The organism is Bacilli bacterium (assembly GCA_036381315.1).
In the GTDB taxonomy this organism is placed as follows: Bacteria; Bacillota; Bacilli; order Paenibacillales; family KCTC-25726; genus DASVDB01.
The window spans coordinates 1-19140 of the sequence record DASVDB010000118.1 but is presented as its reverse complement, the minus strand read 5'-3'; the positions used below and the strand labels follow the sequence as shown (position 1 = coordinate 19140).

Here is a 19140-nt window from a genome sequence, read left to right as displayed (position 1 = left end):
GTGTTGGGCATTGCCGCTGTCCGCAAAGATTATGGGCAAAGCAAATACGTGCTGCCGATGACGATCATTGGCGGGTGCATCTCGCTTTTGCATTACCTGATGCAGAAAACAGCCCTTTTTCCGGAAGGCGGCGGGACAACCTGCGGCATCATACCGTGCAATGTGCAATACATCAACTGGTTTGGTTTTGTGACGATCCCGTTCCTCGCGCTTACGGCGTTTACGCTGATCACCATCCTGCAAATCTGGCTGGTTTTCGCCGCAAGCAAACGGTCCTGATCATGATTTCGCCAAAAAAAGGTTGCATAGACGGCGCAAACGTCATATGCTGTGAATGTTATATGCTTGAGCCAAATATATTGTAAAGTAAAGGAAGCGGATCTTGTGCAGCAAGCCATTGCGATTTTGGATTCGGGCGTCGGCGGTTTAACGGTTGTGAAAGAAGTGATGAGGCAGTTGCCCCGGGAAAAAATCATCTACTTCGGCGACACGGCCCGCACTCCGTATGGTCCCAGACCGGCAAGGGAGGTGCTCGCCTTTACCCGGCAAATCGTCGATTACTTGCTGCAATTTCAGCCCAAGCTGATCGTGATTGCCTGCAATACGGCAACCGCGGTTGCGCTTGATGAAATTCGCGACGAGTCGCCGGTTCCGGTAATCGGCGTAATTTATCCCGGAGCAAGAGCGGCTATCAAAATGACCCGCAACGGCAAAATCGGCGTAATCGGGACGGAAGGCACCGTCAAGAGCGGTTCCTACGAGAAAGCGCTCCGTTCCATCAATCCCAACCTGGAACTGTTCAGTTCGGCTTGTCCGCTGTTGGTGCCGTTAGTGGAAAAAGGTTTGTACCATCAGGAGGAAGCAATCGGTGTTGTGCGGAACCAGTTGGCGCCTTTGCTCGACATTCCGATCGATACGCTGATTCTGGGATGCACGCATTATCCGTTTCTTGCCGATGCCATATCCAAAGTGATGGGGCCTGGCGTGGAATTGATCAGTTCCGCCGAAGAAACCGCGCGGGAAATCGGAACGATTTTGCATCACAGCGGCCAGCTCGCCCATTCGGAAATACTGCCGATTCACCAATTTCATTGCAGCGGCGATCCCGCCATTTTCCGCAAAATTGCGCAGGAATGGCTGGGCGACGAAGTGGCGGTCAGCCCGGTTGTGTGGCAAGTAACGAAAATTGTGTAAAGGTGCAGGTTTAAATCGCTTTTCCGGGAGGGCGGCGAATGGAATTTGCCCATCTTAGGGAATACGGCTATGCGGAGATGATCGCGGACCTTAAACGACTGGAACGCGCATTTCCGTTTTTGCGTTTTAAGACGATTGGAAACAGCGTGTTGGGCAGGCCGATCCCCGCGGTCTGGCTGGGCAACGGCACGCGGAAAGTTCATTACAACGCGTCGGTGCACGCCAACGAATGGATAACGAGCGCGGTGCTGATGCGTTTTCTGGCCGATGTTGCCGACGCTGTGGCAACGGGCGAAAAAACGGGCGAGGGCGCAGACGGTTTGAACGAAATCCTGAGCCGCACGCAAATTTGTGTAGTGCCGATGGTCAACCCCGACGGCGTCGAGCTTGCGCTGGGACGAATCGGCGAAAGCGATTCCCTCTACGCCGAACTTGTGGGCTTAAATGGCGGTTCGACGGATTTCACCGGCTGGAAAGCCAACATCCGCGGCGTGGACTTGAACGACCAGTTTCCCGCATTTTGGGAAGAGGAGAAAAAACGGAGAAACGTCGCAAAGCCGGGTCCGCGCGACTACGGCGGCGAATTCCCGCTTTCCGAACCGGAAGCTTTTGCTTTGGCCGCATTGGCGCGCCGGGAAAAGTTTCATCTGGCCATGTCATTTCACACGCAGGGCAAAGAAATTTATTGGAATTACCGCAATTTCGAGCCCGCCACCGCCGAGCATGCCGCGAAGCGCCTGGCCGCCGTCAGCGGTTACGTTCCGGTCAAACTTGCGGATAGCGATGCGGGTTTTAAAGACTGGTTCATCTATGAATTCGGCGCGCCCGGCTTTACCGTCGAGGCGGGATTCGGCGTCAATCCGCTGCCGCCCGCGCAATTTGCCGATATTTACAACGCTTGCCGCAACATCATGCTGGAAGGATTGCGCCTCATTTGACAGCGTCTTTACGGTTGCTTTAAGATGATGTTGGGCACGGCGGCAGATGAGGACGAGCTGGCGCAAACGGAAACCGTGCCGATCATGAAAACCGGAAAGGAACATCAAAGTGGCGAACGACATTCAAATTTGCGACAAGTGCAGACATATCCGTTTAAAGTCGATTTTGCCGAAATTGCAAAAAATGGCGCCCGACGCAAACATTGAGGTCGGATGCAAATCATATTGCGGTCCGTGCACGCGATCCGCTTTTATTTTTGTCAATGGCAGATACGTTACCGGAAAAACGGAGGAAGAAGCGCTGGAAAAAGCGGCTAAATATTTAAAATAAACAGCAAGCGGACAGCGCGGTATCGCGCGGCAAAATAATTCGGATTGCCCATGCATTTTCCATTAATCGGGAATATAGTCCTATGTGAAATTTCCCGAAAAAAGTCTACAATAAAAGAAAATTAAGGAATTTCGTTGAATCTCGAAAAGGCAAAGTTAGCGAAAGTTAACGACGCAAAGCTAAAGGGGCTACGGCGCTTAAAAAGCGTTATGCCAGCCAGTTGCTGAAGGATCCAGGGAATCAACGATCAGCGGCTTTCGTTCGCTTATAATTCCCCTTTCCTTTCGGCAGGAGCAGGGGATTTTTTGCGTACAATCAGGCTCTTTCGTCCGGGAAGGAGGCGACCGGCATTGGAAGTGATGGTGAATGCGGACAACGGAAAAATTTTGGCCTGGGAAATCAGGCAAGCGCGTTCTTTTATGGAGCGGCTGGTCGGGGTGTTTTCCGGCGGCGTTCCTTTTGGCAGCGCTTTATATATTCATCGCTGCGCAACGGTGAATACGCTGTTTATGAATGAACCGGTCGACGTGCTCTATTTGAACGACAAAAGAGAAATTGTCTGGATCGACCATCATGTTCAACCGGGCGCAATCGTCCGCAAAAGAAAGGGGGCGGTTTCTGTCGTCAAGCTTCCGGCCGGCACGGTTTGGGCTACCGATACGAGGGTTGGACAAGTGGTAGATTTCAAGGCATCCAATGAACAAATCGACATGGGGGTAGTATAATGGAACAGTTGTTGGCGAAGGCACAAGATAATGGCTGTGATTTTGATATAGGCGGCAACCGGATTGGCCTTTACGAGACGCCTGACGGCCCGAAACTGTTGTTCAACCGGCTTACGTTTCCGCTTGCCGAGTCAATGTGGGATGCGGAATTGGTAATGGGCGAAAAAAACAATTTGTTTATCTTTTACTGGGAAGGGCAAGTGCGGGTGGCGTTGCGGTTTTCCGCCATGCCCGAGCAATTCGTCGGCATGGTCAGACGGTTGCAAAACATTCGCGAAGGATGCCGCAAAACTTGCTAAACCGGCTACTCGGCAATGATAAAGCGCCACGGCAGTTCGACGCTTTTGGTAATGCCGATTCGTTTGGTGACGTTAAATTTCCACGATTTATCTCTCGGCTGCCAGGAAAACGGGTGTGTGTCAACGCCAAAAAGGTCGTATCCGTTAAAGCTTAAATCAACGGATAGGCCTTTTGTCAATTTTCCCGGACCGTTCAGTAAGTTGCGCTCCGCAGCGCCAACACGCAGCCGTTCGATCAGCTTCCTGCCCGCTATCGGCTTCGCCGCGCGGATCAGCACGGCGCCGGGGCACCCTTCAGGCTCCGTCGTGATATTCATGCAGCAGTGCAACCCATACGCCAGGTATACATAGACAAACCCCGGAGGCCCGAACATGATGCGGTTGCGCGGGGTGACGCCGGAATAGGCGTGGCTTGCCTGATCGTCTTTTCCCCGATAACATTCCGTTTCCGTAATCCGCACAATGATTTCTTCCCCGTCGATGCGCCGGTGCAAATAGCTGCCGAGCAGTTCCTGGGCAACGACAAGCGTATGCCGGTTAAAAAAGCTGCGCCCATCCATTCGCATTTCCCCCATTTGATCAGATATAATGATAAAATAAAAGGAGTTGCAACGTTGCTGTAGAATATAGCCTCATTATACACATGATCCAGGGGAGCAACCAAATGTTCAAATTGCTGATTGCTAGCATTTATCTTTTTTTCTACATGCTTTTTACCATCCCCCAACTTGTGCGGGTTAAACGGTGGCAAAAGCAAAAACAATTTCACAAAATAGATCGGTTGGTCAGCAAAATGGCTGGCAAATTCGGGCGATCGTTCGTGCGCGTCACCGGTTCCCGCGTATCTGTTTCCGGCGCCGAGCAAATCCCTGCCGATGAAGCCGTTTTGTTCGTATGCAATCATCAGAGCCTGTATGATATATTGCTTTTGCTTGGGTATATTCCCAAAGCGAAAGGATTCATCGCGAAAAAGGAACTGGCGAAAATGCCGCTAATCAGCACCTGGATGCGGTATTTGCCGTCTGTTTTCATGGACCGGAAAAATGTTCGCCAATCGTTAACAGCCATCAATCAAGGCATTGCGGCGCTGAAGAGCGGGCATTCGCTGGTCGTCTTTCCGGAAGGGACGCGCAGTCGCGACGGCAAATTGCTGGACTTTAAACCCGGTAGCCTGAAATTGGCGATAAAATCAGGGGTGCCGATTGTCCCGATTACCATAAAAGGTTCGGGGGAAATATTCGGCTGGTCCGGTTGGCGGCTGAAGCGGGCGGATGCGGAATTAATCGTATCTCCGCCGTTGTATGCGGACGAATATCAAGCGATGGACATTCATGCGTTAAGTTCACGCGTGCGCGACCTGATTGCCGCAAATTTATAACCGCCGATGCCGGTCGCGCAATGTAGAGGCAGGGAAATGGATGCAATTTCGGTTGCTAATAGCCGGCTCCGTGTTGGCAATGAGCGCCGTTTTACTGCGAATTGTCTATACGGATCGGCTTACCTATTTGTTTTTGTTATGGAATTTATTTTTGGCATGGCTGCCTTATGCGTTGGCCGTGCTGGCAAACCGGTTGTTTGGCGGCGAAAAAACGGCGCGCAAAGGCGGATTTTTGCCGCTTACGCTCGTGTGGCTGTTTTTTTATCCGAATGCGGCATATATGCTGACCGATCTTTACCATCTGGTCGATATCAGCTTTTGGAAAGCGCAAATTACTTTGTGGTATGATCTGAATATGCTGGTATTGTATGCCTTGTTGGGTTTGTTTCTTGGATTTTTTTCGTTTTATCCCATTTACCGGATATGGCGGCGGTTTTACGGGGGCGCGTCGGCAAGGCTGTTTTTTTTCGGCACCCATTTGTTATGCGGCGTCGGCATTTATCTGGGACGGTTTCTCCGCTGGAACAGTTGGGACGTGTTGCTGCGGCCGGCGGATGTGCTTGCCGAAACCGCGTCGGCTATCGTGCAAACGCCGCAATCGCTCGGCTTTGTGCTGTTTATGACGTTGATTTTGCTGTTTTTTAACGGAACACTTTTCATATTGGCGAATGGCAAAAGGGAGAATGCAGATTGAAATTAACCGCAGAACAATATATCGAGCAAATTTTTCCGCATGACGCCGACTTGGCTCGTGTAACCGCCAGTCTAAAAGCGAACGGAATGCCGGAAATATCGGTTCCGCCGGGCTACGGCAGGCTATTGACGATGCTCGCCGCTTTGGCCGGGGGCGAATCGGCGCTGGAAATCGGCGCATTGGGCGGCTACAGCGGAATTTGCATATGCCGGGGCTTGCGGGAAAACGGCAAGCTAATTTCGCTGGAATTAAGCCCGGAGTTTGCGGAAACGGCCAAACAGAACATCAGGGAAGCGGGATTCGGCGGCATGGTCGAGTTGCGCGTCGGCGAGGCGCTTGCGTCTTTGGCGGCTTTGGCTAATGAAAATCAACGTTTCGATCTCATCTTTATCGATGCGGACAAAGGCAATTATCCGCTTTATCTGGAATGGGCAATCCGCTTGTCCCACCCCGGAACGGTCATTGCCGGAGACAACGCGCTGCTGCATGGCAGAACGATGGATCCGGAGGAAGACGGGCCTTCCGTCATCGCCATCCGCGAATTTAACGAAAAGATGGCGACGGATCCCCGCCTGATCAGCGCCATTATCCCCGCTTACGACGGGATGGCCGTCGGCGTGGTAAAACCATTTTAACAAATTGGGAGGAAATCCGATGGCAAGCATTATGTTTCCGCAAGATTTCTTGTGGGGGGCGGCAACCGCATCGTACCAGATTGAGGGAGCCTGGAATGAGGACGGGCGCAAGCCGTCGATTTGGGACACGTTTGCGCATACGCCCGGCAATGTGCTGAACGGCGATAACGGTGACCAGGCATGCGACAGCTATCACCGGCTGGATGAAGATATTCAATTGCTGAAAGAACTCGGCGTTGGCGCGTACCGTTTTTCCATCGCCTGGCCGCGCATTTTTCCCGACGGCATAGGCGAGTTGAATGCGAAGGGGCTAAACTATTATCAAAATCTTGTCGACAAGCTGTTGGAAAACGGAATTGCGCCGTGCTGCACCCTTTACCATTGGGATCTTCCGCAAGCGTTGCAGGATCAGGGAGGATGGGCAAACCGCGCCACGATCGACGCGTTTGTGCGCTATGCGGAAACGATGTTCCAGGCTTTTGCCGGCAAGATCAAATTTTGGGTTACGTTTAACGAGCCGTGGTGCATTTCCTTTTTGTCCAACTTTCTTGGCGAACATGCGCCGGGCAACCGCGATCCGCAGCTGGCGCTGAATGTCGCCCACCATATCATGATCGCGCACGGCAAGGCGGTCGAACGTTTTCGCGCCATGCGCATGGACGGACAGATCGGAATCGTGGCCAATTACTCATGGTTTGAACCGTACAGCTTAAGCGCGGAAGATGTGGCAGCGTGCCGACGCAGCGCATGCTGGTTTATGGAATGGTTTTGCGATCCGATCTTTACCGGCGCCTATCCGCAATACATGGTCGATTGGTTCGCGCAAAAAGGGGTAAAGCTTGACGTATTGGCGGGCGACATGGAACAAATCCGGCAGCCGATCGATTTTTTGGGTCTCAATTACTATTCGGGAAATGTGGCGAGATATAAAGAAAACAGCGGTTTGTTCGATGCGGAAATAGTCGATGTCGGACACGACAAGACGGATATCGATTGGTTTATTTATCCCGAAGGGCTGTATCGCACCCTTTGCCGCCTGCGGGAAATTTACGGGGACATTCCGATTTATATTACGGAAAACGGCGCGTGCTACAATGACGAACCGGCCGCCGGAAAAGTGCGGGATAAACAGCGCATCAAGTATTTGCGGGAGCACCTGTTGCAAATGAATCGCGCGATTTCCTCCGGCGTTAACGTAAAGGGATATTTCATCTGGTCGCTTCTCGATAACTTCGAATGGGCGTATGGCTATAGCAAACGGTTCGGCATAGTCCACGTCGATTTTGCCACGCTTGAACGCACAAAAAAGGACAGTTATTTTTGGTACAAAAAGACGATCGCCAATAACTGGATTGACGCATAGGGAGCAATCCGCACGCGCCCTGCGCAACGCTATGACGGGGGGGTTACCTCCCTGAGCAATGCAAAAGCGGGGAGATTACCTCCCCGCCCACCGCTAATACGGATGAACCGCATCCCCGAGCATCGCTAAAACGGGTGGATCACCCTCCCGCTCAACGCTAACGGACGCAGCAGAGGCTATTTGCCGAAAAAAGGCCGCAAGCCGGCAAACCGGAGGCGTTTCCGCCGTCGATAGGCATACCGTTACTGTTGCGAGTATGAGTCGCTCATGGTTCCCGGCGGAGGCGGGATCACGATTTCCGCGCTCGGTTCCGGTTTTTCGGCAACACGCTCGGCGTCATGCAGGTCTTTTTCCAGTTGGCGAATTTTCCGCTTTAACCGTATTTGCCAGATGATGCCCACAGATCCGACAAACAGCCCTCCGATCAGCGCAGCCCCAAGAATCACGATGATGAGCGGCAGATTTGCTTCGCCAAAAATGTAATTGACCGGGACGGATTCCACGTTAAAGACGGCGAACAAAGCGACGACGAGCGCGAAAATGAGGGCCAAAATAAACGTCCATTGCAGCTTCATGACAATTCACCCTTTCAACTTTTAGCCAACTGTTCCAACTGGTCAAGCAGTTTCGCAAACACTTGCATGGCCTGCCGGATCGGTTCCGGAGAGGACATATCGACTCCCGCCCGTTTCAGAATATGGATGGAGTAATCGCTGCCTCCGCTCTTTAAGAAACCGATATAACGGTCTACAGCGGGCTTTCCGTCTTCCAGAATCTGATTGGCGAAGCTGGTTGCCGCCGAAAATCCCGTCGCGTATTTGTAGACGTAAAAACTGTTGTAAAAATGGGGAATGCGCGCCCATTCCATCGCGATATCCTTGTCGACAACCATTTCCTTGCCATGGTATTTCACGTTCAAATCGTAATAAATGTCGGACAAAAGTTGCGGCGTAAGCGTTTCGCCGGCTTCCGCCTTTTCGTGGATGATTTTCTCGAATTCGGCAAACATCGTTTGTCTGAAAACGGTAGTGCGGAATTGATCGAGATAGTAGGTGAGCAGATACATTTTTTCCTTAACGTCCGTGCTTTTGCCAAGCAGGTAATGCATCAAAAGCGACTCGTTGGTCGTCGAAGCGACTTCGGCCAGGAAGATCGTATATTGCGCATTGCGGTAAGTCTGGTTATGGTCGGAGTAATAGGAATGAATCGCATGCCCCATTTCATGCGCCAGCGTAAACATGCTGTTCAGGTTGTCTTTATGGTTGAGCAGAACATAAGGGTGCGTCCCGTATGCGCCCCAACTGTATGCGCCGCTTCGCTTTCCCTGATTTTCGTAAACATCGATCCAGCCGTTGTTAAAGCCCTCCTGCAGAATTTGCAAGTATTCCTGCCCCAACGGCTTAAGGCCTTCCAGGACGGTCTTTTTTGCCTCGTCAAAGGTAATTTTCGGTTTGTATTCGGTCACGAGCGGAGCGAACAAGTCGAACATGTGCAGTTCGTCCACATGCAGCAGCCGCTTGCGCAGCTTCATGTATCGGTGCAACAGCGGCAAATGCGCATGGATCGTATCGATCAGATTGGTGTATACTTCCCGCGGAATATTGTCGCCGTATAACGCCATTTCGAGCGCCGACGGGTAATGCCGGACGTTCGCGTAAAACAAATTTTTTGTGACGTTCGCTGCCAGGGTGGCGGCGATTGTATTTTTTTGCCTGTCGTAGGTCGAATACATCGCATGGAAAGCTTCCTTGCGGATTGCGCGGTTGCCGCTCTCCAAAAACTGGATATACCGCCCGTGCGTCAATTCCACTTCTTCGCCGTCCTCATTTTTTATATGCGGGAACTTCATGTCGGCATTGTTCAGCATCCCGAAAATGTTGCTGGGAGCCTGCGACATGTTGCCCACTTGCGCCAGGATGGCTTCTTCGCTTTCGGACAATACATGCGGCTTTTGCCGCAGCATCTCTTTCAAGGTTTGCCGGTAGTCGCGCAGCTCGTCGTTATCAATGAGCGCCTGCAATTGTTCGGTCGACAGGCGCAACACTTCCGGCGTGATAAACGAAGTCGCTTCGCTTACCTTGACGCTCAGTTTCTGCGCTTTATCCGCCAGCGCCTGGTATTTGGGGTCGGCCATATCCTCGTGATGCTTCATATTGGCGTATACGTACAAGCGCTCTGTCGATAATGAAATCTCGTCCTCCAGCGCAAAGCAGTCCCTGATCGTTTTTTCATCCTGCAGTTTGCCCTGGAATTTTTTCATTTCGCGCGTTTTTTCCAGTACCTGGTTGTATTCCTGATCCCAGGCCTGCTGGTCGGCAAACAGGTCTTCCAGTTTCCATTTGTCCTGTGCGGGCACTTCCGCGCGTTTTGGCAATTGATTCATGGCAATCCTCCTGACTGCGGTTGGCAATTCGTTATTTTTGTGTACGCCGGTGCTGACCGGCGGCATGAAACTAAGAAAACCGAACAAAAAAGCCAGAACAACAGGAATCATGCGCATTTTAGCCCACACTCCCGTCAATTGTAGTAGAGATATTATGTTCCGGCTCTTTCCATATTATTATTCCGCGATTGCCCGGGCAAGCAAATTTTTTCCGGCGTCATATGCCGCGCCAAAAAGAATAAACAATCAGAAAAAACGAGAAGACGACCATAAACAACGCGACAATCGCCAGCGGGCGGCGCGCTTTTTCCGGGAACTTTTCTTTTTTCTTGATTAAAAGGTAGGCAAAGGCGAATGACGCAATAATGAAAAGCAGATAGGATTCGCTATAATCCATAATTCACCTCCGGTTTACTTTTTTCTATTTCGGCATGGCCCGGTTGTGATCCTGCTTCATTTGCCAAATAAGTGCGTTTGCCCGGCCGCGGCGTAATGCATATGTGACGAAAGAAAGCTCCGCGAGCATCCCCAACGATTGCGCCAAAGCGCCGATATTGCCGTTTAAGCCGGGCGCAAGCCATACGCACAAAAGCAAGACGAGGACGGTCAGGGCCGCATTGGCGCTTTGCGACCAGACCATGATTTTTGTTTGGCCCCTTAGCATGACAAGGCCGTTCGCGAAATCGAGCCACGGGACGACCAGCGTCATAAGCATAAAAACGCCGATTGCCTCAAGCGTGGCCGTTAACAGTTCGTGTTGCAGCCCCATGATATGGTGCAAAAACCATGGTCCCGCAGGCGTATGGACGAGCATGAAATTAAGCGCCGTCGGAATGAGACAGACGATCAGCATAAACGTTTTGACCGCATGCGCTTCCCGCTTGTAGAAATTCAGCGCGATTTGATGGATATAGGTGAAAAAGCTTGTCATAAGCTGCGTAACGTTCAGGGCAACGGCATACGAGGCGATGGAGAGCGGAACATCGGCCGTTTTGCCAAGCATGGCGTTGATGGACGGTCCGATGACTACCGCAATGAAAGACGAATACAACATGGGCCGAAAAAAGGCAAACACCTGTTTAGGCTTTTCCACATTGTGTCCGGGAAGCTTTCGCGGCATTTTCCGCAAAAGCGTTTTACCTTCCCAAACGGCGACGGTTGCCTCCACCATCATGCCCGCCATGAAGATGACGGCGCCCACTCTGCCGTCATGCACGCCCCATTTCAAAATAAATCCCAACGAAATGGCGTACATGACGCCGAGCCTGAAGACCATCCCGATCGTCAGCCATTTTGTATGGAAATTTGTTATAATGATTCCATGATACAAACACCGCAGGCCGGAAAAAACGCTGACAAACATGAGGATGCGGAAAACATGGATCGTGGGCTGCAAAAGCGATTCCTGTTCGCCGAAAAGATAGCGGAAAATGCCGACACCCAATGGCGTGTAAGAAACCAGCAAACTAAACAGAATCGTGGATAAGATCAGCAGATTCGCGATGTGCGACATCGCTTGAAACGAGACGCGGTCGCGGACCAAAGCGGAACACGATTGTCGCAAAAGTCCCGTGGAGCGGTCCAGAATGCTAAACAGACTTAACGCGATGGCGTAGCTGGAAATAATCGTCTCCGGATGTTCCGAACGGGCTAGCGTGCTGTTGATGATGACATGGGAGGCCGTAACAAGCGTGGCCGAAGCGCCCAGCGGCAAAAAGAAGGCGAATATTCGCAGCAATGGCGGCTTTTGTTTAGATTGTGCCAGACTGTCCCGCATAGTTTTGTTCTCCCGATCGTTGCATAGCCACAGTATAACACGATTTGCCATCTTTCGCGGTCGATTTGCAACATTTTTGCATTCGATTAACTATTGGCGAACTCGCAAACTCGTGATAAATTTACTATTAGGCTTTTCGCCGTGCGTTTGCCTGACGTTTGCCGGAACAGTTAGATTTCGCACTTACCGCATAATGATATATAATTAACAATCATATCATGAGATGCGGGGGTTAGTCGTGTGCCTGTAACCGATGTTCGCGCCGATGCCGTTCCGTCCGGACCGTTTACGCTGATGTTCAGATTTTACCGCAGCGTACTTCCGGAAGTGCGCAGCCAATTGGCGGAATGGCGGGAATTGGCCATGCGGATTCCGACGGAGGAATTGCGCAAGCAGGCCATCGCGAGTTTGTCCGGAAAGCAATTTCACTGTGAAGGCGGAGCGGTCTACGCGGCCTTCAATTTAGCCTATAAGCACGTGCTGATCCCGTTGATCGTCGCTTTTCAGACGATAAGCGATTACCTGGATAATTTATGCGACCGCAGCACCTCGCTAAGCGCCAAAGATTTTCGCCAAATGCACCAGGCAATGCTGGATGCCGTCGACCCGGCGGCGCCGCTGCACGACTATTACGCCTACCATCCCGAGCAAGACGACGGCGGGTATTTGGATAATCTGGTGAAAACGTGCCAGTCCTGCATTTGCATGCTTCCTTCCTATGACCGGTCAAAAAAACGCATCGTTGAATTGGTTTCGCTTTACTGCGACTTGCAAGTGTTTAAACATATCAGCCTGGATAAACGGGAAAAGGCGCTAAAAACCTGGTGGAAAAAGCATAAGCGAAAATATCGGGAATTGCGTTGGAACGAATTCGCCGCCGCAACCGGGTCCACGCTGGGAGTTTTTATGCTTTTTGCCGCGTCCGCGGACAAATTTATGCCGCGGGAGATGCCCGATCAAGTGTACAAAGCCTATTTTCCCTATGTTTGCGGATTGCATATTTTGCTTGATTATTTGATCGATCAGGACGAAGACAGGCGCGGCGGAGATTTGAATTTTTGCGCGTACTACGCAGGCAGCGAAGAAAAAGCGGCGAGAATTTCCTGGGTGGCCAAGCAAGCGCGGAAAAGTGTAAAGCTTTTGCAGCATGTCCGCTTTCACCGAATGGTCATCGAAGGTCTTTTGGCGCTGTATTTGTCCGACCCGAAAGTACGCGGCCAGTCGGATGTAAAACGGGTATCCCGCAAATTGATGTGGGGCAGCCCGTTAACGCGCGTGTTTTTTTGGTTTTACAGTATATGGATTCGACGGAGGAGGAGTTAGTATGGTTAAGTCTATCGCAGTGCTGACAAGCGGCGGCGACTCGCAAGGGATGAATGCCGCGGTAAGAGCGGTTGTGCGCAGCGGCCTGTATCACGGCCTCAAAGTATTCGGCGTGCAGCGCGGCTTTCAGGGCTTGCTGAACGACGACATCAAGGAGATGGACTTGCGCAGTGTAGGCGACATCATCCAACGGGGCGGCACCATTTTGCAGACGGCCCGCTGCAAGGAATTTTTAACGCCGGAAGGGCAGCAACTTGGCGCCGCAAATTTGCGCAAGCGGGGGATTGACGGGCTTGTGGTGATCGGTGGCGACGGTTCTTACCAGGGGGCCTACAAATTAACGCTGCAAGGCATTAAAACGATGGGGCTGCCGGGTACGATCGACAATGACATTGCCTTCACCGATTTCACCATCGGATTTGACACAGCGGTAAGCATCGTGGTGGACGCGATCAATAAGCTGCGCGACACCATGACGTCGCATGAACGCTCCTCGGTGGTGGAGGTCATGGGCAGGCATTGCGGCGACATCGCATTGTACGCGGGGCTGGCGAGCGGCGCCGAAACGATCCTGGTGCCGGAGGTGCCTTACGACACGCAGGAAATCGCCGACCGAATGCAGGAGAATTTTCGGCACGGCAAACGCCACAGTATTATTGTGGTCGCCGAAGGCGTCGGAAAAGGCGATATGATCGCCGAAGAAATAAGCAAACTGATCGATATCGAACCGCGCGTGACCGTATTGGGGCATATCCAGCGGGGAGGGACGCCCACTCATAATGACCGCATTTTGGCCAGCCGCCTGGGCGATTTCGCGGTAAGGCAATTGCTTGCCGGCGAGTCGGGCAAAGCGTTGGGAGTCGTAAACGGATCATTGGTGGCAACCGATATCGAAACGGTCGTCAAAACAAAGAAACCGTTCAATATGGAATTATACGAGTTATCCAAAAGACTTAGCCAATAATGAAACAAGCAAAAGGGCACCGGTGCCGCGCGTAAGCGGCGGATTATCCGCCAGCGCAATGCCGGTGCCTTTTTCTTATACCGCTTCCGGTTCGGAGTTGACCACTTTCTGCAAGCTGTCGACATCGAGAATGCGAATCTTTCTTCCGTTTACCAGTTCGATCCACCCTTGTTCCTGAAAGAGCGAAAGCTTGCGGCTGATTGTTTCCCGCGTCATGCCCAGGAAAGAGGCCAGATTCGATTTGCTGGCGGGCAGCGTAATTTCGCATACCTTGTCGTCGCAACTGTGCTTGCCCAACCGCAGTATTAACGACGCCAGCCGCTGCTCCACATTGAACAGGCTCAATTGCTCGATATGGCTTTCGCTCTCCGCGGAGATGGCCGCATATTCCTCCAGCAGCTTGATGGCGATATTGGGATAGCGCAAAATCAGCCGCTTCATGTCCGCGCCGCGGATCATGCAAACTTCCGTCGCCTGCAGGGCCTCGGCCCCGTTCGTCGAAGGATTGGCCCCGAACAGGGCGTACTCGCCGGTGAAATCGCCCGGTCCCAGGATGCGGATGATTTGTTCCTTGCCGGTTGCCGACAGCCTGAATATTTTCACGCTGCCGGTGTGGACGATCAGCAAACTGCCGAGGATATCGCCCTGGGAAAACAGAAATTCGCCCCGATAAAATTTTTTGTGGATGACAGCTTCGGCAATATGCTGTTTTTCTTCCACGCTCAAATTGCGAAAAAAAGGGACTTTGTCGACACAAGCGCGGTACGGTTGCGTCTCGCATGCATGGCAATCGTTCATAACCATTCCTCCCGCCATTCATTTTGATATGGTTTCCTGATTTGTCCGTCAGCTTTATAGCGCAAAATTCGCAGCGCGTTTATGATCACAAGCAACACGCTTGCTTCATGGATGAGCATCCCGGAGGCGAGCACGATTGCGCCGGACAGCACGCCGATGAGAAGCCCCAGCACGACGGCAACGGCGAATCCGATATTTTGTTTCATGATTCCGGTCGCAAAAGCGCTTAGCTTGAACACTAACGGCAATTGGCTTATTTTCCCCGAGGCTATGACGACGTCGGCGATCTCCAGGGCCGCATCCGTGCCGGTGCCGCCGATGGCTATGCCCAAATCCGCCGCCGTCAAGGCAGGCGCGTCGTTCACGCCGTCGCCGACCATGGCGACTTGCAGTTTTTGTTGCCGCATGTCGCGGATCGCGGCAACTTTGTCCTCCGGCAGCAAGCGCGCCCGGATTTCGCCAATACCCAAAGCGTTCGCCGCGTTTGCCGCGGTGTTCGCATTGTCTCCGGTAAGCATGATTACCCGGCGCATCCCGATTTCCCGCAGGCTCCGAATGGTTGGGCACGCATCCGCGCGGATCGCGTCGGCAACGGCGATTACGCCCAACACATCCGCATCGGCCGCGATATAGATGGCCGTGCTCCCGGCTTCTTCTTCGCCCAGATACAGCGCCGCCGCATCTGCCGCTGGCTGCACGCCATGTTCATGCAAAAGCGTCCGGTTGCCGACCAGGATCGTCTGGCCGTCCCATTCGGCTTTGATCCCTTTGCCCGGGAAATGCGCAAACCGCGCCTGGCCGGCCGAAACGGCAATTCCTTCTTGTTTGGCCGCTTGCGCAATCGCTTTGGCGAGGTGGTGTTCGGACGCCGCCTCCGCCCGCGCGGCAAGTTCAAGCAGTTTGCCGCGGGTTGTCCGTAGCGGATGAATGGCCGCTACAACGGGTTTACCGGTCGTCAACGTTCCGGTTTTATCGAATGCGACGGCGTTAATGCGCGCAGCGCGTTCCAGCACGTGGCCGCCCTTGATCAACAAACCGAGGCTGGCGGCTTTCCCGATCCCCGCCACGACGGCGACGGGGGCGGCTATGACCAGCGCGCCGGGGCAAGCGATAACCAAAAGCGTAAGCGCCAATTCGGCATTGAACGTGAGCAGGTAAACAATAGCCGCAAGCGCAAAGATCGCCGGCGTGTAATACTTGGCGAAACGTTCGATATATGCCTGTGTTGGCGCTTTGGCGTCTTGCGCTTCTTCAACCAGCGCGATAATCCGGGAAAATGTCGTATCTTCGCCGACTCGCTCGGCTTGCACATGCAAATACCCGCTTTCAACCACGGTGCCGCTGAATACCGGGTCGGCCGCCTTCTTGGTTACGGGAATCGATTCGCCGGTAATCGCCGCCTGGTTGACGGACGATGCGCCGGATATGACCTTGCCATCTACGGGTATTTTTTCTCCCGGCCGCACCAGCACAATGTCGCCCTTCATCACTTCTTCGGGGGCAATGCGAAATTCTTCGCCGTCCCGCAGAACGGAAGCGGTTAGCGGCGCCAAATTCATCAGCGTTCTTAGCGATGAGCGGGTTTTTTCCAGCGTCCTGGCTTCCAGAAAGGCGCCAAACATGAATAAAAAGGCGACGGCGGCGGCTTCCCAATATTCCCCGAGCAAAACGGAGCCGATTACCGCGATCGAAACGAGCAGCTCGATGCTGAACGTGCGGTAACGGAGCGCCGCCAACGCCCGTTTAATGATGGGCACTCCGGACAAAACGCTGCCCGCGATCATCAGGATGGCGAACACCGCCGGATCGGCCGCCGTCCACCGTGAGATCCAGCCGGCGCCGATCAGTATGGCGGAAACTCCCGTGAGCGCCGCCCGATTATTTTTGCGGTCCATTATTATACCCACCCAAGGTACGGTATCCCAGTCGGGCAAGCACATTTGCAATGCGCTCTGTATTCGTTGCGTTTTCGTCGAATGTGGCTTTTACTTTGCAGGCATGAAACAGCACTTTTGCTTCGGCGATGCCCTTCGTTTGCCTTAACGCGGATTCGATTTTGGCGACGCAGCTCGGACAGGAAAGGGTCTCCAACCGAATGGTGGCGGTCTGCATGATCATCACTCCCGGTGGAAGCAGGTTACTTGCTTTATTTGTCAATCATCATAAAAGATTCACCCCGGAAATGATTTGATTGAAGTCAAATTCATTCCGCAAAAAAACCCCGTTCTGCCTGATGCGGCAAAACGGGGTTTACGCGGCGAAAAAAATTATTTGCTGTAGTCGACGCCCTCGGTATACGTATTGTGCGAGTCCCAAAGCAGAAATTCATGCACATTGTTGTCTGCCAAAGCGCGGATTTGCTCTTCGATTTCCTTTTTTCCGTATTGGATATGGCCGGGCACCCACGTGGCGGTAAAGTCCTGAATCCAGGGGCGGATAACCGGTTTTAAATCGCCGATTTCCGCAAGCTTTTTATGCGTGTCGACCATGGCGCCGTTAATGGTCGTATACGGGTGCGCATCCGGGACCTTGGAGCCGAACCAGCCGGTGGAATAGTGGCTTGGGTAGATCATCGGACAAATCACATCCACATATTGGGCGATTGCGTTGAAATCCTGCCCGATGCCTTCCGCCGCGGGAACCGAAGCGGCATAACCGAAAATATCGACCGATACCCTCACGCCTAGCGGATTCAATTGTTCGCGCGCATATTTGACGAACGCGGCGATTACCTCAATGCGTTTGCGCCCGTCGCGGGTGTATGTCAGCTTGTCGGCCCTTTTCTCAAATCCTTCGGGAAAGCGCACGTAATCGAACTGGATTTCCTTGAAGCCGTGCTTCGCGGCGTCCTTCGCCACCTCAATATTATAGTCCCACACTTCTTTCATGTACGGGTTGACAAAACTGTCCGGGTTTACCGCCTTGCCGTTGTTCCACAAACTTCCGTCCGGATTCAGATAGGAAAGATCGTGCCTTTTTTTGGCCAATACGGTATCCTTGAAGACGACGATGCGGGCGATCGGGTATATTTGGTGATCCTGCAGCGTTTTGATCGTTTTGTCGATATCGGGTATAATGTTTTGCGTGTTGCCGTATTTCAGCAGCTTGGGATCGTCCGTATTGTAGGTTATGTAGCCATAATCATCCTTCACGTCGATGACCATCGCGTTCAAATCCGTATCGTCGATCAATTTGACGAGTTTGGCAAACCGCGCGGAGCCCGCGCTGTTGGCGGTGGAGTAGATGCCTTTGACAACCGGCGCATCTTTTTGCGGATCGATTTTGACGTATTCTTGCTTGCCGGAGTCTGTGCCATTCGCCGGTTTTTGCCCGGGCGTTGCATCCGGAGGCGGCAAGTTTTCCGCGGGTTGCTGCACGGAAACGACCGCCGCCTGGACAATTTGTTCCATCGTCACGCCGGGATGCGCCGTCGACACGTTTGCCCAAAGCAGCATTAATGAAGCGAGCAGGATTTCCAAATTTTTCTCTCCCCATTCGTTCTTATAACTACATTATATGACAAAGTTCGCACGGTTTCACAGTGGGAATTTCCTGAAAACCGCAATACTTTCGCTTAAAACATGTTTATGCGCCGCGTTCCTTTTTGGAAAACGGCAAAAAAAAATCGCCCTTTACAGGCGCCCAAAAGTTGCCGGCTTGCATGCTTTAAGGCCGGCGAAAATCCCCCATGACGCCGACGGTTTCCACCATGTTGACCCAGGCTTTCGGATCGACCTCGCGGATGAGTTTGCGCAAATTGGCCAATTCGTACCGGGTTGTGACGGTCATCAGCATATCCCGTTCGGCATGCGTAAACGCCCCTTCCGTCTTGACAATCGTCACGCCGTGCGGGAGTTTCAACAGGACTTCCAGCAATTCTTGCGTGCGATTGGTGATGATGAAGCAGGTGATTTTTACATGGCGCACATGAATGGTATCGACGACTTTGCCCGATGCGTAGATGGAAATCATGGAATATAACGCGGCGTCCCAATTGTCGGGATATCCAAGGGCAAGAATAACCAATGCGTTTAGCCCGAACAGCACCATGCCGAGCGGGAAGTCGCTTTTTCGCGTCACGATTGAACCGACGATGTCGAAGCCGCCTGTCGAACCGCCGCCGCGCAACGCGATGCCGGTGCCGACGCCGACAATCACGCCGCCGAAAACGGACGCGAGAATCGGATCGTTGATGATTTGGTAAGTGGGAATCCATTGCATAAAAAAGGTTGTGCATATGACACAGAGGATGCTTAACAGCACGAACCGCCTGCCGATGAGCAGCCAGCCGAAGGCCAGGATCGGCACATTGAAAATCAGGTACAAGAAACCGATGTT

General features: G+C 52.6%; 22 protein-coding genes and 1 riboswitch. Of the genes, 12 read left to right on the top strand and 10 right to left on the bottom strand.

Annotated elements, in window-relative coordinates; translation table 11 throughout:
• The 6 genes from VF260_08905 to VF260_08880 form a co-directional block, all read left to right on the top strand.
• The coding region (locus tag VF260_08905; protein ID HEX7057295.1) for a disulfide bond formation protein B at window positions 1-279 on the top strand (279 nt) is incomplete at its 5' end.
• Window positions 280-384: 105 nt separating this feature from the next.
• The gene (gene racE / locus VF260_08900) at window positions 385-1194 is read left to right on the top strand and encodes a glutamate racemase (GenBank protein ID HEX7057294.1); all 810 of its coding nucleotides are present in this window, start codon (window positions 385-387) and stop codon (window positions 1192-1194) included.
• A 38-nt stretch (window positions 1195-1232) separates the two neighbouring features.
• Window positions 1233-2132: a M14 family metallocarboxypeptidase gene (locus VF260_08895; GenBank protein HEX7057293.1), complete on the top strand. Its 900-nt coding sequence runs from the start codon at window positions 1233-1235 to the stop codon at window positions 2130-2132.
• A gap of 109 nt (window positions 2133-2241) precedes the next feature.
• Window positions 2242-2463 carry a DUF1450 domain-containing protein gene (locus VF260_08890; GenBank protein HEX7057292.1) on the top strand — a complete coding sequence of 74 codons (222 nt, stop codon included), beginning with the start codon at window positions 2242-2244 and terminating at the stop codon, window positions 2461-2463.
• Between the two features lie 138 nt (window positions 2464-2601).
• A riboswitch (cyclic di-GMP riboswitch) is annotated at window positions 2602-2691 on the top strand.
• A 122-nt stretch (window positions 2692-2813) separates the two neighbouring features.
• Entirely contained in the window at window positions 2814-3188 is a 375-nt protein-coding gene (locus tag VF260_08885; GenBank protein ID HEX7057291.1) for a DUF192 domain-containing protein, read from the top strand.
• A complete protein-coding gene (locus VF260_08880; protein ID HEX7057290.1) occupies window positions 3188-3487 on the top strand; it encodes a hypothetical protein in 300 nt (99 codons plus the stop codon). The genes VF260_08885 and VF260_08880 overlap by 1 nt, the downstream gene beginning before the upstream one ends.
• A gap of 5 nt (window positions 3488-3492) precedes the next feature.
• On the opposite strand, the gene VF260_08875 is transcribed toward VF260_08880, so the two are convergent.
• Window positions 3493-4047 (bottom strand): DNA-3-methyladenine glycosylase, encoded by a 555-nt coding sequence (locus VF260_08875; GenBank protein ID HEX7057289.1) that lies wholly within the window; start codon window positions 4045-4047, stop codon window positions 3493-3495.
• 104 nt (window positions 4048-4151) lie between these two features.
• Between VF260_08875 and VF260_08870 the strand changes: the two genes are divergently transcribed.
• Genes VF260_08870 through VF260_08855 form a run of 4 tightly spaced genes read left to right on the top strand, consistent with a single transcriptional unit; the run spans window position 4152 to window position 7557 of the window.
• The gene (locus VF260_08870; protein ID HEX7057288.1) at window positions 4152-4865 is read left to right on the top strand and encodes a lysophospholipid acyltransferase family protein; all 714 of its coding nucleotides are present in this window, start codon (window positions 4152-4154) and stop codon (window positions 4863-4865) included.
• A gap of 40 nt (window positions 4866-4905) precedes the next feature.
• Window positions 4906-5559 carry a DUF1361 domain-containing protein gene (locus VF260_08865; protein HEX7057287.1) on the top strand — a complete coding sequence of 218 codons (654 nt, stop codon included), beginning with the start codon at window positions 4906-4908 and terminating at the stop codon, window positions 5557-5559.
• Window positions 5556-6194 (top strand): O-methyltransferase, encoded by a 639-nt coding sequence (locus VF260_08860; protein ID HEX7057286.1) that lies wholly within the window; start codon window positions 5556-5558, stop codon window positions 6192-6194. Before VF260_08865 ends, VF260_08860 begins: the two co-directional genes overlap by 4 nt.
• 19 nt (window positions 6195-6213) lie before the next feature.
• On the top strand, window positions 6214-7557 hold the full coding sequence (locus VF260_08855; protein HEX7057285.1) for a GH1 family beta-glucosidase: 1344 nt from the start codon (window positions 6214-6216) through the stop codon (window positions 7555-7557).
• 242 nt (window positions 7558-7799) lie between these two features.
• Here the strand turns inward: VF260_08855 and VF260_08850 are convergent, their stop codons facing one another.
• The 4 genes from VF260_08850 to VF260_08835 form a co-directional block, all read right to left on the bottom strand.
• Window positions 7800-8132: a lipopolysaccharide assembly protein LapA domain-containing protein gene (locus tag VF260_08850; GenBank protein HEX7057284.1), complete on the bottom strand. Its 333-nt coding sequence runs from the start codon at window positions 8130-8132 to the stop codon at window positions 7800-7802.
• A gap of 14 nt (window positions 8133-8146) precedes the next feature.
• The gene (gene pepF / locus VF260_08845) at window positions 8147-9940 is read right to left on the bottom strand and encodes an oligoendopeptidase F (protein HEX7057283.1); all 1794 of its coding nucleotides are present in this window, start codon (window positions 9938-9940) and stop codon (window positions 8147-8149) included.
• A gap of 217 nt (window positions 9941-10157) precedes the next feature.
• Entirely contained in the window at window positions 10158-10337 is a 180-nt protein-coding gene (locus tag VF260_08840) for a hypothetical protein (GenBank protein ID HEX7057282.1), read from the bottom strand.
• A 24-nt stretch (window positions 10338-10361) separates the two neighbouring features.
• Complete coding sequence (locus VF260_08835) at window positions 10362-11717, bottom strand: multi antimicrobial extrusion protein MatE (GenBank protein HEX7057281.1); 1356 nt, start codon at window positions 11715-11717, stop codon at window positions 10362-10364.
• 294 nt (window positions 11718-12011) lie between these two features.
• Here VF260_08835 and VF260_08830 point away from each other — a divergent pair, with 294 nt between their 5' ends.
• Entirely contained in the window at window positions 12012-13040 is a 1029-nt protein-coding gene (locus VF260_08830) for a tetraprenyl-beta-curcumene synthase family protein (protein HEX7057280.1), read from the top strand.
• A gap of 1 nt (window position 13041) precedes the next feature.
• Window positions 13042-14004, top strand: coding sequence for a 6-phosphofructokinase (gene pfkA, locus VF260_08825; GenBank protein HEX7057279.1), 963 nt, complete (start codon window positions 13042-13044; stop codon window positions 14002-14004).
• 75 nt (window positions 14005-14079) lie between these two features.
• On the opposite strand, the gene VF260_08820 is transcribed toward pfkA, so the two are convergent.
• The 5 genes from VF260_08820 to VF260_08800 all read right to left on the bottom strand — a co-directional run.
• Window positions 14080-14802, bottom strand: coding sequence for a Crp/Fnr family transcriptional regulator (locus tag VF260_08820; protein HEX7057278.1), 723 nt, complete (start codon window positions 14800-14802; stop codon window positions 14080-14082).
• On the bottom strand, window positions 14799-16697 hold the full coding sequence (locus VF260_08815; protein ID HEX7057277.1) for a cation-translocating P-type ATPase: 1899 nt from the start codon (window positions 16695-16697) through the stop codon (window positions 14799-14801). The genes VF260_08820 and VF260_08815 overlap by 4 nt, the downstream gene beginning before the upstream one ends.
• Window positions 16681-16914, bottom strand: a complete 234-nt coding sequence (locus tag VF260_08810) for a heavy-metal-associated domain-containing protein (protein HEX7057276.1) — start codon at window positions 16912-16914, stop codon at window positions 16681-16683. Before VF260_08810 ends, VF260_08815 begins: the two co-directional genes overlap by 17 nt.
• A 155-nt stretch (window positions 16915-17069) precedes the next feature.
• The gene (locus VF260_08805) at window positions 17070-18281 is read right to left on the bottom strand and encodes a putative glycoside hydrolase (protein HEX7057275.1); all 1212 of its coding nucleotides are present in this window, start codon (window positions 18279-18281) and stop codon (window positions 17070-17072) included.
• A gap of 187 nt (window positions 18282-18468) precedes the next feature.
• Window positions 18469-19140: YitT family protein (locus tag VF260_08800; GenBank protein ID HEX7057274.1), on the bottom strand; the 672-nt coding region annotated here is incomplete at its 5' end.

Excerpts from the sequence above, each read along its gene's own strand:
- VF260_08895 (HEX7057293.1), top strand. The coding sequence starts at position 1,233 with ATGGAATTTGCCCATCTTAGGGAATACGGCTATGCGGAGATGATCGCG.
- VF260_08880 (HEX7057290.1), top strand. The coding sequence starts at position 3,188 with ATGGAACAGTTGTTGGCGAAGGCACAAGATAATGGCTGTGATTTTGAT.
- VF260_08875 (HEX7057289.1), bottom strand. The coding sequence starts at position 4,047 with ATGGATGGGCGCAGCTTTTTTAACCGGCATACGCTTGTCGTTGCCCAG.
- VF260_08870 (HEX7057288.1), top strand. The coding sequence starts at position 4,152 with ATGTTCAAATTGCTGATTGCTAGCATTTATCTTTTTTTCTACATGCTT.
- VF260_08865 (HEX7057287.1), top strand. The coding sequence starts at position 4,906 with ATGCAATTTCGGTTGCTAATAGCCGGCTCCGTGTTGGCAATGAGCGCC.
- VF260_08855 (HEX7057285.1), top strand. The coding sequence starts at position 6,214 with ATGGCAAGCATTATGTTTCCGCAAGATTTCTTGTGGGGGGCGGCAACC.
- VF260_08850 (HEX7057284.1), bottom strand. The coding sequence starts at position 8,132 with ATGAAGCTGCAATGGACGTTTATTTTGGCCCTCATTTTCGCGCTCGTC.
- pepF (HEX7057283.1), bottom strand. The coding sequence starts at position 9,940 with ATGAATCAATTGCCAAAACGCGCGGAAGTGCCCGCACAGGACAAATGG.
- VF260_08840 (HEX7057282.1), bottom strand. The coding sequence starts at position 10,337 with ATGGATTATAGCGAATCCTATCTGCTTTTCATTATTGCGTCATTCGCC.
- VF260_08835 (HEX7057281.1), bottom strand. The coding sequence starts at position 11,717 with ATGCGGGACAGTCTGGCACAATCTAAACAAAAGCCGCCATTGCTGCGA.
- VF260_08830 (HEX7057280.1), top strand. The coding sequence starts at position 12,012 with ATGTTCAGATTTTACCGCAGCGTACTTCCGGAAGTGCGCAGCCAATTG.
- pfkA (HEX7057279.1), top strand. The coding sequence starts at position 13,042 with ATGGTTAAGTCTATCGCAGTGCTGACAAGCGGCGGCGACTCGCAAGGG.
- VF260_08820 (HEX7057278.1), bottom strand. The coding sequence starts at position 14,802 with ATGAACGATTGCCATGCATGCGAGACGCAACCGTACCGCGCTTGTGTC.
- VF260_08815 (HEX7057277.1), bottom strand. The coding sequence starts at position 16,697 with ATGGACCGCAAAAATAATCGGGCGGCGCTCACGGGAGTTTCCGCCATA.
- VF260_08810 (HEX7057276.1), bottom strand. The coding sequence starts at position 16,914 with ATGCAGACCGCCACCATTCGGTTGGAGACCCTTTCCTGTCCGAGCTGC.